Below are 13,685 nucleotides of genomic sequence, written 5' to 3'. Positions count from 1 at the left end.
AATTTGGAGGAGCACGGCATGAGCTATCAGGATATTTACAAGAGCTGGCAGGACGACCCCGAGGGGTTCTGGATGGCTCAGGCCGAGGCGATTGACTGGGACCAGAAGCCCACCAAAGCTTTGCACGACGACAATGCCCCCCTGTACGAGTGGTTTGCGGATGCCAAGGTCAACACCTGTTGGAACGCCGTGGACCGCCACGTCGAGGCAGGTCGTGGCGACCAGACCGCGATCATCTATGACAGCCCTGTCACCCACACCAAACGCGAGATCAGCTACTTCGAACTGCGCAACCGCGTCGCTGGCTTGGCCGGTGCACTGCGCGCCAAGGGCGTCGAAAAGGGTGATCGCGTCATCATCTACATGCCCATGATCCCCGAAGCGCTTGAGGCGATGCTGGCCTGCGCCCGTATCGGTGCGATCCATTCAGTCGTGTTCGGCGGCTTTGCCGCGAACGAACTGGCGGTTCGGATCGATGATGCAAAACCCAAGGCGATCATCGCAGCCTCCTGCGGGATCGAGCCCGGCCGCGTGGTCCACTACAAGCCCCTGCTCGATGGCGCGATTGAACTGGCGCAGCACAAGCCTGACTTCTGCGTGATTTTCCAGCGCGAACAGGAAGTCGCCCATCTGGAAGAGGGCCGCGATTACAACTGGCACGGCTTCCAATACGGTGTTGAGCCTGCGGAATGCGTTCCGGTCGAGGGCAACCACCCGGCCTATATCCTCTACACGTCGGGTACCACGGGCCAGCCAAAGGGCGTGATGCGCCCCACCGCGGGCCATCTAGTCGCGCTGAACTGGACCATGAAGAACATCTACAACGTCGAGCCCGGCGAAGTCTTCTGGGCCGCGTCGGACGTGGGTTGGGTCGTGGGGCACAGCTATATCTGCTATGGTCCGCTGATCACCGGCAACACCACCATCGTCTTCGAAGGCAAGCCCATTGGCACCCCCGATGCGGGCACCTTCTGGCGCATTATCGACGAGCATAAGGTCAAATCCTTCTTCACTGCGCCGACCGCCTTCCGCGCAGTGCGCCGCGAAGACCCGACCGGCGAGTTCATCAAGAAGTACGACCTGAGCGGACTGCGCGCCGTATATCTGGCGGGCGAACGCGCGGACCCCGCGACCATCGAATGGGCACAGGAAAAGCTGAACGTTCCGATCATCGACCACTGGTGGCAGACCGAAACAGGTTGGGCGATCGCCGCGAACCCGCTGGGGATTGAAGAGCTGCCTGTCAAACTCGGCAGCCCTTCGGTTCCGATGCCCGGCTACGATGTGCAAATTCTGGACGAGGCCGGTCATCCGGTCGAGGCAGGCACCCTTGGCGCGATCGCGATCAAGCTGCCCCTGCCCCCCGGCACCCTGCCCAACCTGTGGAACGCCGAAGAGCGCTTCAAGAAGAGCTATCTGAACACCTTCCCCGGCTATTACGAAACCGGCGATGCGGGCATGAAGGACGAGGACGGCTACCTCTATATCATGGCGCGCACCGATGACGTGATCAACGTCGCAGGCCACCGCCTCTCGACTGGCGGCATGGAGGAGGTTCTGGCTTCGCACCCCGATGTGGCCGAATGCGCGGTGATCGGCGTGGCGGACGAACTGAAGGGCCAGCTGCCCCTTGGCTTCCTGTGCCTGAACTCGGGCTGCGACCGCGACCACGCGGATGTGGTCAAGGAATGCGTCAAGCTCGTCCGTGACAAGATCGGCCCCGTGGCGGCCTTTAAACTGGCAGTTGTGGTGGATCGCCTGCCCAAGACCCGCTCGGGCAAAATCTTGCGCGGCACCATGGTCAAGATCGCAGATGGCGAAGAGTTCAAGATGCCCGCCACCATCGACGACCCCGCGATCCTCGACGAGATTGCGACGTCTCTGAAAACGCTCGGCTATCCGGCCAGCTAAGGTATTGAAGACTGAACAATGGCCACCCCATCACAGGGTGGCCATTTTCGTTTAACCGTGGGCGTGCTCGCCATGGTGATGCTCATGATGATCCCCGTGATCAGTCATGCGCGGGTCCATCATGCCTTCCTTAATACCGTGACGGATCAGCCAAAGGTTCACCGGCCACGCCGCCACCAGACCGCAACCGAGCGACAGAACCAGCGAGGACCAAAACAGCGGCTGATGCGGTCCGGCGTTGCCTGCCACCAGCAGATCGACAGTGATCCCCACAACCTCCATCACAAAAATACTGGGCGTCTCTGAAAACACTGCGTCCTTCAGCGCCGATTTCAGCCCGACCCCGTCTTGCAACAGCGGCCCAACTGTCAGCGCATAGCCCGCTGCATAGGCCAGCATAAAGGTCACCAGAACGACCACCCACTGGCTCGCCCCAAAAATGCCGACGGTGATCAGCAGACCCGTCAGTTCCCCCAGCCCACAGCCAGAATAGCAGTGCGCGACGGACCGAAACGCGCGGCGATAGTCGCCGTCATCCGAAATCTCTTTGCGGCCCGAGAACCAGTAGATCGTCAGACCGATTGGCCCCGAGTAAAGCTCCACACGAGCTTCATCAGCGACATCAGATGGCTGTTGTTCTTATAAAGATCGACCTGAAGAATGATCTGGCTGACCACCACAAGGCAGCCCCAAGTGATCAGAAATGTCGGAGACGACAAAAGCGCCACAAGACTGTCCAAAATGCTCTCCTGAAAAATGTTTCAGGAAGCCAACGGAGGCCTTAGACGAATTGTTCTCGGATCAGACGTTCTTCGAGGCCATGGCCCGGATCGAACAGGATCTTGTGTTTGATCTCTGGCGCGACGTGGATCTCGACCGAGGCGACGTTGGTGACGGACGCCGAATCTGCATCCGCCATGACCGGACGTTTCCCCGAATCAATTACATCGAACCGGACGACGGCCCGCTTGGGCAGGAGCGCCCCGCGCCACCGCCTGGGACGAAACGGCGCAATCGCCGTCAGCGCCAAAACGTCTGCGCCAATCGGCAGGATCGGACCATGCGCCGAATAGTTGTACGCGGTCGACCCCGCTGGCGTGGCGACCAGCGCGCCATCGCAGACCAATTCTTTCATCCGCAACCGTCCGTCGATCGTGATTCGCAACTTGGCCGCCTGAGGACCATTCCGGATCAAAGAGACCTCGTTGATGGCCAAAGCCTCGTGCTCTTCTCCGTCAACGGTCACAGCTTTCATGGCCAAGGGATTTATGATCTCTTCTTCGGCGCGCGCCAGACGGCCGGGCAAATCCGCCTCGGAATATTCGTTCATCAGAAAGCCAACTGTGCCACGGTTCATGCCGTAAACAGGCGCTGGCAGGTCTTGGGTCGCGTGCAAGGTCTGCAACATAAACCCGTCGCCTCCCAAGGCGACGATCACATCGGCCTCCTCCAGAGGGACCTCTCCATAACGGCGCACCAAAGCCTCTTTGGCGGATTGCGCAATCGGGGCGGAACTGGCGCTAAAAGCAATTCGGATCGTCATACCCTGTTTCCTGAAGGAGAGGTCGGTTCCGAAACAACCACAAGTTTCCCCGAAGTGCCAGCATTGCCGCGGCCAAGATGCACTAGGTCGTTTTACGATCTTTGCCTTTGTTACACTTTCCTATAGGAACAGCGCCAATCACATCCTTTGGCTTCGGAGGCACCCATGAACGCCCCTCACCGTGACAATGGCTTTTTCACTGAATCGCTGGAATCCCGCGACGCTGACCTGTTCGGCGCAATCCGTCAGGAACTGGGCCGCCAGCGCGACGAGATCGAACTGATCGCGTCCGAGAACATCGTATCGGCTGCTGTGCTCGAAGCACAGGGTTCGGTCATGACCAACAAGTACGCCGAAGGCTACCCGGGTCGCCGCTACTACGGTGGCTGCCAGTACGTCGACATCGCTGAAAACCTGGCGATCGACCGCGCCAAGCAGCTGTTCGGCTGTGAGTTTGCCAACGTCCAGCCCAACTCGGGCTCGCAGGCCAACCAGGGCGTCTTCCAAGCGCTCATCAAACCCGGCGACACCATTCTGGGCATGAGCCTTGATGCTGGCGGTCACCTGACCCACGGCGCAAAGCCGAACCAGTCGGGCAAGTGGTTCAACGCGGTTCAGTACGGCGTGACCCGTCAGACCCTCGACGTGGACTACGACCAGATCCAGGAACTGGCGAACGAGCACAAGCCTGCCCTGATCGTGGCTGGCGGTTCGGCGATCCCGCGTCAGCTCGACTTCGCGAAGTTCCGTGAAATCGCTGACAGCGTTGGCGCCTACCTGATGGCGGACATCGCGCACTTTGCGGGTCTGGTGGCTGCGGGCGAGTACCCCAACCCCTTCCCCCACGTGCATGTTGCGACCACCACCACCCACAAGACCCTGCGCGGTCCCCGTGGCGGCATGATCCTGACCAACGACGAAGCTATCGCCAAGAAAGTGAACTCGGCGATCTTCCCCGGCATTCAGGGCGGCCCCCTGATGCACGTGATCGCGGCCAAAGCGGTCGCCTTCGGCGAAGCGCTGCGTCCCGACTTCAAAGAGTACCAGAAGCAGGTCATCAAGAACGCTCAGGCATTGGCTGACGAGCTGCACAAGGGCGGCGTGGACACCGTGACCCACGGCACCGACACGCACCTGTTGCTCGTTGACCTGCGCCCCAAAGGCGTGAAGGGCAACGCGACCGAGGCCGCTCTGGGCCGCGCGCACATCACCTGCAACAAGAACGGCGTGCCGTTTGACGACGAAAAGCCCACCATCACCAGCGGCATCCGTCTGGGCTCGCCCGCCGGCACGACCCGTGGCTTCGGTGAGGAAGAGTTCCGTCAGATCGGCAAATGGATCATTGAAGTTGTCGACGGTCTGGCTGCAAACGGCGAAGAGGGCAACGGCGAAGTCGAAGCCAAGGTCCGCGGCGAAGTCGCAGAACTCTGCGCGCGCTTCCCGATGTACCCGAACCTCTAATCTAGCGGAGCGCGGGCACGCCCGCGCGCTCGATTGGTTTTCAGGCCGCCTTTCGGGGCGGCCTTTTTATTTGTGTATTTGAAGGCAAAAAGACGCGAAAACCCGCCCTTCTTTTTGCGATAAATACTCAAGTCACGACCGTGGTTTCATGCGCAACGTCGGATCAGCTTGGCGCGGATCGTCGGGCCAAGGGTGTTTAGGATAGCGCCCGCGCATGTCTTTCCGCACATCTTCGTAGGAGGAATCCCAGAAGCCGGGGATATCCATCGTCGTTTGAACGGGACGCCGCGCTGGAGAGAGCAGCGTCACGCGCAAGGGCTGCCCTGCCACCGTCGGATGGGTCGTTTGGCCGAACATCTCTTGCAGGCGCAGTTCGATCTCGGGGTGCTCGCCGCTATAGTCGATCGGGATTTGCCGTCCGAGGGGCGTGGTGAAATGGGCTGGCGTCTTTTGATCCAGCGCCTGCATCTGAGCATAGTCGAGCCGCGCGCGTAAGGCGGGCAGCATGTCAAAGTTTTTCCACGCCGCGGATGTTTTCACCCCGGTGAGATAAGGGAGCAACCACTCTTCGGCATCAGCCAATAGGTCGGCATCCTTCATCGAGGGCAGGCCCGGGTCCTGAGGGCGGGCGAGTTCCACGCGGGCGGCGAAACGGCGGGCAGCGTCTGTCCAAGGCAGCGGAAGTTGGCGCACGCCGTCCAGCATCGCCCGGGCAACGAGGTCCGGATCGGGATCCTGCCAGATACGGTCGTCGAGCGCGATCGCGCCAAGGCGTTCCTGCTTACGGACGATCACGCGGCCCTCGCGCGGGGACCATTCGCAGATGTCTTGCCAAGCGATGCGGTCCTCGAACAAGGCACGCAGGTCAGATTGGCGGATCTCGATGGCTTGTCGGATGCGAGCTTCGCGGCGGTCGCCGTCCACGTCGGTAATCACGAGGTAAGGCGCGTTGGCGGATGGGTCGGCTTCGTCAAGGACCGCTCCGTTGCCGCCGGACATCAGGTAACGCGGCGCTGTGCCCTTGCGGCGAGCACCAATGCGGTCGGGATAGGCCAATGCTGCCATCTCGGGCAGACTGAGTCCGCGAGCTTCGGGAGCGTCTTTGGACAGGCGCTTGGCCTCTTGTTTGATGCGCTCCAGCGTCGGGCGGTGGGGCTGATAATTTCGCTCTTCCATGAACCGGCGCGTATCTCGGATGGCCTCGACGCGCAGGGACAGGTCCACCGGGGCACCTCGCAGGGGGTCTCGGTCTGCCAGCAGTGCAGCCAAAGGCGCCGCATCGCGCCCGGCGACCGTCAGCATATGGGCCAGTCGCGGGTGCAGCGGCAGGCGGGTGATTTTCTGACCATGCTCGGTGATCCGCCCGGTGTCGTCCAAAGCACCCAGCATTTTCAGCAGCGCGGTCGCTTCGGCATAGGAGCCCGCGTTGGGCTGGGTCAGCAGGGGCAGATCGGGGGGGTCCGCGCCCCATTGGGCCAGCTCCAACACCAACCCCGACAGATCGGCGCTCTCGATTTCTGCTGGGGGGAACGGTTGCAGTCCCCCCTCCTCGCCGCGCGTCCAGAGGCGGTAGCAGGTGCCCTCGGCCACACGTCCCGCGCGGCCTGCGCGCTGGGTGGCTTCGGCTTTGGTGACGCGCTCGGTCACCAGACGGGACATGCCAGAGGCTGGATCGAAGCGCGACCGGCGAGCGCGGCCCGCGTCGACCACCACGCGGATGTCCTGAATGGTCAGCGAGGTTTCGGCGATAGACGTGGCCAGCACGATCTTGCGGCCCGACGTGGAAGGCTGGATCGCGGCGCGTTGGGCGGCAAAGTCCATGGCCCCGAAAAGCGGGCGCACGACGCAGCCATCTGGCAGGCGGCCATTCAACAGCCCCTCGACGCGACGGATCTCTCCTTCGCCGGGCAGGAAGACCAGTATGCCGCCTTCGGTTTCTTTGACCGCTTGAACGACCAGATCGGCGGTTGCCTCAGGAATGCGAGCTTTGGGGCCAAGGGGGCGGTCCAGCCAGCGGGTTTCCACCGGATAACTGCGGCCTTCGGAGGTGATCATAGGCGCGTCCATCAGGGCCGCCACAGGCTCTGCGTCCAAGGTCGCGGACATGACCACCAGCATCAGGTCGTCCCGTAACGCGCCTGCGACTTCCAAACATAAAGCCAGTCCCAGATCGGCGTTCAGCGACCGTTCGTGGAATTCGTCAAAGATCACCGCGCCCACGCCTGCCAGTTCGGGGTCCTGCTGAATGCGGCGGGTCAGGATGCCTTCGGTCACGACCTCTATTCGGGTGGATTTGGACACCTTTGATTCGCCGCGCACGCGGTAGCCCACGGTTTGGCCCACTGGTTCACCCAAGGTCTCGGCCATACGCTCGGCAGCGGCGCGGGCGGCAAGGCGGCGCGGCTCCAGCATCACGATGCGCCCGTCCGTCAGGCCCGCTTGCATCATCGCCAGCGGCACCACGGTCGTCTTGCCTGCGCCGGGGGGCGCTTGCAGCACGGCGCGGCCGCGTGAACGCAGGGCTTGGATCAAGTCATCGAGGGCGGCGTGAATGGGCAATTCGGTCATATAGTGCTTATGACGCAGGTGTTAGCGCCCGTCCACGGGTGGACAGCGCCCTGCCCCCTTGGCACAAACGCCAGCGATACGGAGGAAGGGTTTGGCAATGAAAATCACCGACATGGGCGATCGCATTCTGGCGGGGGACCGGCGGGCCTTGGCACGGGCCATCACGCTGGTGGAAAGCGGACGGGCAGACCACCGCGAACAGGCGACCGAACTGCTGGAATACCTGCGCCCCTGTGGCCGTCAGGGCCTGCGGATCGGCCTGTCGGGGACGCCCGGTGTGGGCAAATCCACGTTCATTGAAAGCTTCGGCATGATGCTGACCGCGCTGGGGCTGCGCGTGGCAGTTCTGGCGGTGGACCCCAGTTCGGCGCGCTCTGGTGGCTCTATTCTGGGGGACAAGACGCGTATGGATCGTCTCAGCCGCGATCCCATGGCCTTTATCCGGCCCTCTCCCAGCCAATCGCACCTTGGCGGTGTGGCACGCCGCACGCGCGAGGCTGTCGCCCTGTGCGAAGCCAGCGGCTTTGACATCATCCTGATCGAAACCGTGGGCGTCGGACAATCCGAGACTGTGGTGGCCGAGATGTCCGACCTGTTCATCCTGCTGATGGCCCCCGCGGGCGGTGACGAACTTCAGGGCGTTAAACGCGGGATCATGGAAATCGCCGACATTATTCTGGTGAACAAGGCCGACGGCGATCTGAAACCCGTCGCGACCCGCACTCAAGCCGACTACGCCGGTGCCTTGCGCCTGCTACGAAAGCGCCCGCAGGACCCCGAAGGCTTTCCCAAAGCGATGTGCGTCTCCGCGCTAGAGGAAAACGGCCTGCAAACCGCGTGGGACGAGATGCAGACCCTGTCCGGTTGGCGCCGCGACCAGGGGTTCTTTGATCAGCGCCGCGCAGATCAGGCCCGCTACTGGTTCGAAGAAGAGGTCCGCCAAACCCTGCTCGCGCAGTTGACGGCCCCCGGCCCCTTGCGCGATAAAATGCAGGCCCTTGGGACAGAGGTCGCAGCCGGCGAGACGACGCCAAGCCTTGCAGCGCAAGAAATGTTGAAAACATTGGGCCTAAGTCACGGGTGAATCGCTTGACGTTCTCCTGAAACTCACCTACACGACCGCGATACGGATTCCGGGGGCGTAGGTATTTGCGCCCCTTTGATATTCGAGGGCGCAGTGGCGCCCAGCCACTGACATCGAGATCGAAACGAGGAAAGTAACATGTCGCGCCGCTGCGAACTGACCGGTAAAGGCCCCATGACTGGCAACAATGTCAGCCACGCAAACAACAAAACCCGCCGTCGTTACCTGCCCAACCTGAACGACGTGACCCTGCAGTCCGAGACTCTGGGTCGTGGCGTGAAGCTGCGCATTTCGGCTGCTGCTCTGCGTAGCGTCGACCACCGTGGTGGTCTGGACGCGTTCCTGGCAAAAGCAAAAGACACCGAGCTGTCGTCGACCGCTCTGAAGGTGAAAAAAGAGATCGCAAAAGCACAGGCCGCAAACGCCTAATCTGCTTTTAAGCACTCGAATAAAAGGGACCCTGCGGCCATTGGCGCAGGGTCTTTTTTTATGCCCAGCCTTGTGGCGGCTTCACGGTCTGCGTAAATCTTTGGCGATGAGAAAACTCGGTTTCCATATCTTCAGCCTGCTGCTGGCCTGTCTCATGGCGTTCACCGCCGTGCACATGGGCTATATTCGCGGGCAGGCCCCCGCAGTGGGGCAGATGGAGCTGTGTACTGGCACGGGTCCTGTGACCGTCGGTGTAGACGCCGATGGGAAACCCGCCAGCCTGCACTACTGCCCAGAGTGCGCGCTGACGCTGCTGGCGGCAGTCGCTGTATGGCAACCAGAGACATTTGCGCCTTCTCACCAAAGTGCCGCCTTTTTCCCTGTCGAAACGTGGAACGCCCACAGCGCAGCCGCCCCGCAGGCCTGCGCCCGTGGACCGCCTGTTCTGGCCTGATCCCAACCTCAGACCAAAACATCCCATTCTCGAACAAGGAAAATCCTTATGACTTTCGCACTCAAGGCGATTGCCGCTCTGTCTGTTTGCGCCCTGCCCCTGTCTGTAGGCGCTGAAATCGCTATCAAAGATGCCTATGCGCGCTCGGCCTCGCCTGTCGCCAAATCCGGGGCGGCGTTCTTTGTGATCGAAAACACCGGCACCGAAGACGATCAGCTAATCGACGCGCGCTCGGACGCCGCGAAAAAGGTTGAGCTGCACACCCATATCGACGCGGGCAACGGCGTCATGCAGATGCGACAGGACGAAGACGGCTTCCCCGTACCCGCAGGCGGCACCCACGCGCTGGCGCGCGGTGGCGATCACGTCATGTTCATGGGCCTCAATGCACCTTTTGAACAGGGGAACATGCTGAACGTCACGCTGGTCTTTGAAAAGGCTGGCGAGATTGAGGTCCAAATCCCCGTCGATCTGGAGCGTCAGGACGCCCACGGCGCCATGCAGCACGGCAAAATGGACCACGGTAAGATGAACAGCAACTAAGGCGAACCTTCTGCTAGGTCACAAAGGGCGGCGCCGGAAACGGCCCGCCCTTATTTTCTGACGGACAGCATTTTCTCGACCCACTCGGGCACGATGTCGCTGGCCTTGCCGCAATGGCTTTCGGCGAAATCAGACACCACGGCAGAGGGCTCTAGGTTCAGCTCGATCGTGATGGCCCCATGGCGCGCTGCGTCTTGTACAAAGGCAGCGGCAGGATAGACATTCCCGCTGGTTCCGACGGACACAAAGTAATCGCAGCTTCGCAGGTGATCCCAGATATCTTCCATGTCGTAGGGCATTTCCCCGAACCAGACGATGTCGGGGCGCGTGGCGACCTCTTTGCACTTCGGGCAGCGGTCGGTGATCTTCATGTTTAACGGCGCGGGCCAGCGGTGTCCGCATCCGGCACAAAGCGCCCCTTCGAGGAAGCCGTGCATGTGCATCACGTTCTGGCTTCCGGCGCGCTCGTGCAGACCGTCCACGTTCTGGGTGACAATGATGACTTCGCCCGTGAACTCTTGCTCCAGCTTGGCCAAGGCGTAGTGGGCAGCATTCGGTTCTGCCTTGCGCGCTTGGGCACGGCGCATGTTGTAGAAGTTCTGGACCAGCTTCGGATCGCGGGCAAACCCTTCGGGAGTAGCGACGTCTTCGATCCGGTGTGCCGCCCACAATCCGCCCTCGTCGCGGAATGTGCCTAGCCCGCTTTCGGCTGAAATCCCTGCACCCGTGAGAATCACGATCTTTTCCATTGCCCTGCCCTCTGTTAGCCCGTTTTTATTCAACCCTGACAAAGGAAACCCGCCATGACCAGCATCCTCTTCGTCTGCCTTGGAAACATCTGCCGCTCTCCATCGGCAGAGGGCGTTGTGCGGGCAATGGCAGCGGATTTGGAGCTTACATTAGACAGCGCAGGCACCGGCCCATGGCATGTGGGCGAAGCCCCGTACGGTCCCATGCAAGCGGTCGCCAACTCGCGCGGCTATGACCTGAGTACCCTGCGAGCCCGCCAGATTACCCGAGACGATTTCGACCGGTTCGACCTGATCATCACGATGGACAAGAACAACCAGCGCGATGTGCAGGCCATGCGCCCCAAGGGAAACACGACGCCGGTGCGCATGCTGTCGGACTACAGCAAAAAGCCCGGCACAGATGTACCGGACCCTTATTACAGCCGCGATTTCGACGGCACGCTGGATATGATCGAGGATGCTGCCCGTGGCCTAATCGCCGCGCTGCGCGATCAAGAGCAGTAAAGCTCTGCGGTTTGGCCGAAACGCTTGTAACGGTCCCAGAATTCCTTGTGGCTGCGGCGGTCAGACATTTTGACCTCCTGCGCCTTGTCCGAATCCTTGAAGAAGTCTGCGGCCTGGCGCTGATCCGCGCGGGACAGCGTCTGGTCGGCGACACGGCCAATGCAGCCACAGAGCGAGGCCGAGGCCTGAGGGCGGTCGGATTGGCGGCATGCGCGTTCGACGGGGCCTGCCAGCGTGGCGGTTGCTGTTGCGCTGGCCAGAAGACCGGCGGTGCACAGAAGTGTAACGGTTTTGCGGATCATCACTGCTCGTCCCTAGCTATAAACTGCTATTCGCAAGGAGCATGCCGTAAGCGCCGCTTTCTTTCAATAAACGCTACCCGTTTGTTCCATGGAATTGTTGTCATCGGCATTGATTTGCCGATGAACCCATCCCTTCGGACGTCAGATCAGGCGCAGAAATGGGCATCGGGATCGCAACAGCCGTGTGATCTGGCGCGATGAACGAATCTGTTAGGTGTGCTCGGTCGATCAAAAAGCTGCAAAACAGGGGCTCTGGCCCCATCGAGTCGCTTGACCAAACCTGTTTTCCACCGCATATCGCCGTGCATGACAGAGCTCTCGAACATCCGCAATTTCTCGATCGTTGCCCACATCGACCACGGTAAATCCACCCTGGCCGACCGGCTGATTCAATTGACTGGCACCGTCGCCGAACGTGACATGAAGGCCCAGCTTCTGGACTCCATGGACATCGAGCGCGAGCGCGGGATCACCATCAAGGCGAACACCGTCCGGATCGACTATCCGGCCAAGGACGGCCAGACCTATGTGCTGAACCTGATCGACACCCCCGGCCACGTGGACTTCTCGTATGAGGTCAGCCGCTCGATGCAGGCGGTCGAGGGATCGCTCTTGGTTGTCGACTCGACCCAAGGCGTCGAGGCGCAGACTCTGGCCAACGTGTATCAGGCGATCGACGCGGACCACGAGATCGTGCCCGTCCTGAACAAGGTCGACCTGCCCGCATCCGATTGCGAGCGAGTAGCCGAGCAGATCGAAGACGTGATCGGAATCGACGCGTCAGACTCCGTTCATATCTCGGCCAAGACCGGCGTCGGCATCCCCGATGTGCTCGAAGCCATCGTCACCCGCCTGCCTGCGCCCAAAGGCGACCGCAACGCACCGCTCAAGGCGATGCTGGTAGACAGCTACTATGACCCCTACCTCGGTGTTGTGGTCATTATCCGCGTGGTCGACGGTGTCATCAAAAAAGGCGACCGGATCAAAATGATGAAAACCGGCGGCCAGTACCCCGTTGAAAAGCTGGGTGTCTTCCGTCCGCAGATGCAAGACATCGCAGAGCTTGGACCGGGCGAGATCGGCTTCCTGACCGCATCGATCAAACAGGTCCGCGACACCCGCGTCGGTGACACGATCACCACCGAGAAGAAGGGCTGCGAAACCGCCCTGCCCGGATTTAAACCTTCGATCCCTGTGGTGTTCTGTGGTCTCTTCCCCGTGGACAGCGCCGAATTCGACGACCTGCGCAACGCGATCGAAAAGCTGGCTCTGAACGACGCGTCCTTCAGCTACGAGATGGAAAGCTCGGCCGCTCTGGGCTTTGGCTTCCGCTGCGGCTTCCTTGGTCTGTTGCACCTTGAGGTGATCCGCGACCGGATCGAGCGCGAGTACAACATCGAGCTGATCACCACCGCGCCGAGCGTGGTCTACCACATCTACATGCGCGACGGTGAGCTGATCGAGCTGCACAACCCGGCTGATATGCCCGACCCGTCGAAGGTTGACCGCATTGAGGAACCGCGCATCAAAGCGACGATCATGGTCCCCGATGAGTACCTTGGTGACGTGCTGAAGCTGTGTCAGGATCGCCGCGGCATCCAAGAAGATCTGACCTACGCGGGCAGCCGCGCGATGGCGGTCTATGACCTGCCGCTGAACGAGGTGGTCTTTGACTTCTACGACCGCCTAAAGTCGGTGACCAAGGGCTATGCATCCTTTGACTATCAGATGACCGGCTACCGCGAAGACACGCTGGTGAAGATGCAGATTCTCGTGAACGACGAGCCTGTGGATGCACTCTCGATCATGGTCCACCGCACCCGCGCTGAAATGCGCGGCCGCGCCATGTGCGAGAAGCTTAAAGAGCTGATCCCTCGCCACATGTTCAAGATCCCGATTCAGGCCGCAATCGGCGGCAAGGTGATTGCCCGCGAAACGCTTGCCGCGCTGCGCAAGGACGTTACTGCGAAGTGTTACGGTGGTGACGCTACTCGTAAGCGGAAGCTGCTGGAGAAGCAAAAAGCCGGTAAGAAAAAGATGCGCCAGTTCGGCCGCGTCGAAATCCCCCAAGAGGCGTTTATCAACGCGCTCAAGATGGACGATTGATTGGAGAGGCGCCTTCGGGCGCCTTTTT

General features: G+C 61.1%; 14 protein-coding genes. 8 read left to right on the top strand and 6 right to left on the bottom strand.

The window, feature by feature from the left end; genetic code table 11:
• The first annotated feature begins 18 nt into the window (after nucleotides 1-18).
• Entirely contained in the window at nucleotides 19-1,911 is a 1,893-nt protein-coding gene (prpE, locus tag BM225_RS13730) for a propionate-CoA ligase PrpE (protein WP_072705129.1), read from the top strand.
• A 51-nt stretch (nucleotides 1,912-1,962) separates the two neighbouring features.
• Here prpE and BM225_RS13725 read toward each other — a convergent pair whose 3' ends face one another.
• The 3 genes from BM225_RS13725 to BM225_RS13720 are packed head-to-tail and all read right to left on the bottom strand — an operon-like array spanning nucleotide 1,963 to nucleotide 3,454.
• Nucleotides 1,963-2,514: a DUF4396 domain-containing protein gene (locus BM225_RS13725; protein WP_245780497.1), complete on the bottom strand. Its 552-nt coding sequence runs from the start codon at nucleotides 2,512-2,514 to the stop codon at nucleotides 1,963-1,965.
• On the bottom strand, nucleotides 2,484-2,651 hold the full coding sequence (locus BM225_RS22175; RefSeq protein WP_245780496.1) for a hypothetical protein: 168 nt from the start codon (nucleotides 2,649-2,651) through the stop codon (nucleotides 2,484-2,486). Before BM225_RS22175 ends, BM225_RS13725 begins: the two co-directional genes overlap by 31 nt.
• A 41-nt stretch (nucleotides 2,652-2,692) precedes the next feature.
• Complete coding sequence (locus BM225_RS13720; RefSeq protein ID WP_072705126.1) at nucleotides 2,693-3,454, bottom strand: NAD kinase; 762 nt, start codon at nucleotides 3,452-3,454, stop codon at nucleotides 2,693-2,695.
• 165 nt (nucleotides 3,455-3,619) lie between these two features.
• Here BM225_RS13720 and glyA point away from each other — a divergent pair, with 165 nt between their 5' ends.
• Nucleotides 3,620-4,915: a serine hydroxymethyltransferase gene (gene glyA / locus BM225_RS13715; RefSeq protein ID WP_072705123.1), complete on the top strand. Its 1,296-nt coding sequence runs from the start codon at nucleotides 3,620-3,622 to the stop codon at nucleotides 4,913-4,915.
• A gap of 132 nt (nucleotides 4,916-5,047) precedes the next feature.
• Here the strand turns inward: glyA and hrpB are convergent, their stop codons facing one another.
• On the bottom strand, nucleotides 5,048-7,483 hold the full coding sequence (gene hrpB, locus BM225_RS13710) for an ATP-dependent helicase HrpB (protein ID WP_072705120.1): 2,436 nt from the start codon (nucleotides 7,481-7,483) through the stop codon (nucleotides 5,048-5,050).
• A gap of 97 nt (nucleotides 7,484-7,580) precedes the next feature.
• Here hrpB and meaB point away from each other — a divergent pair, with 97 nt between their 5' ends.
• The 4 genes from meaB (at nucleotide 7,581) to BM225_RS13690 (ending at nucleotide 9,993) form a co-directional block, all read left to right on the top strand.
• Nucleotides 7,581-8,567, top strand: coding sequence for a methylmalonyl Co-A mutase-associated GTPase MeaB (gene meaB, locus BM225_RS13705; RefSeq protein ID WP_072705117.1), 987 nt, complete (start codon nucleotides 7,581-7,583; stop codon nucleotides 8,565-8,567).
• Nucleotides 8,568-8,705: 138 nt separating this feature from the next.
• Entirely contained in the window at nucleotides 8,706-8,996 is a 291-nt protein-coding gene (gene rpmB, locus BM225_RS13700) for a 50S ribosomal protein L28 (RefSeq protein WP_072705113.1), read from the top strand.
• Between the two features lie 106 nt (nucleotides 8,997-9,102).
• Nucleotides 9,103-9,450: a hypothetical protein gene (locus BM225_RS13695; RefSeq protein WP_072705390.1), complete on the top strand. Its 348-nt coding sequence runs from the start codon at nucleotides 9,103-9,105 to the stop codon at nucleotides 9,448-9,450.
• Nucleotides 9,451-9,498: 48 nt separating this feature from the next.
• Nucleotides 9,499-9,993, top strand: coding sequence for a copper chaperone PCu(A)C (locus BM225_RS13690; RefSeq protein WP_072705111.1), 495 nt, complete (start codon nucleotides 9,499-9,501; stop codon nucleotides 9,991-9,993).
• Nucleotides 9,994-10,043: 50 nt separating this feature from the next.
• On the opposite strand, the gene BM225_RS13685 is transcribed toward BM225_RS13690, so the two are convergent.
• Nucleotides 10,044-10,742: an NAD-dependent deacylase gene (locus BM225_RS13685; RefSeq protein ID WP_072705108.1), complete on the bottom strand. Its 699-nt coding sequence runs from the start codon at nucleotides 10,740-10,742 to the stop codon at nucleotides 10,044-10,046.
• 54 nt (nucleotides 10,743-10,796) lie between these two features.
• On the opposite strand from BM225_RS13685, the gene BM225_RS13680 reads away from it, so the two are divergent.
• Complete coding sequence (locus BM225_RS13680) at nucleotides 10,797-11,249, top strand: low molecular weight protein-tyrosine-phosphatase (RefSeq protein ID WP_072705106.1); 453 nt, start codon at nucleotides 10,797-10,799, stop codon at nucleotides 11,247-11,249.
• Here the strand turns inward: BM225_RS13680 and BM225_RS13675 are convergent.
• Entirely contained in the window at nucleotides 11,237-11,551 is a 315-nt protein-coding gene (locus BM225_RS13675) for a hypothetical protein (RefSeq protein WP_072705103.1), read from the bottom strand. The genes BM225_RS13680 and BM225_RS13675 overlap by 13 nt on opposite strands.
• A 306-nt stretch (nucleotides 11,552-11,857) precedes the next feature.
• On the opposite strand from BM225_RS13675, the gene lepA reads away from it, so the two are divergent.
• Complete coding sequence (gene lepA / locus BM225_RS13670; RefSeq protein ID WP_072705100.1) at nucleotides 11,858-13,657, top strand: translation elongation factor 4; 1,800 nt, start codon at nucleotides 11,858-11,860, stop codon at nucleotides 13,655-13,657.
• Nucleotides 13,658-13,685 lie beyond the last annotated feature (28 nt).

Source organism: Donghicola eburneus, assembly GCF_900115865.1.
In the GTDB taxonomy this organism is placed as follows: domain Bacteria; phylum Pseudomonadota; class Alphaproteobacteria; order Rhodobacterales; family Rhodobacteraceae; genus Donghicola; species Donghicola eburneus.
Note: the sequence above shows the minus strand (reverse complement) of the source record. Positions and strands in the feature narration are given on the sequence as shown.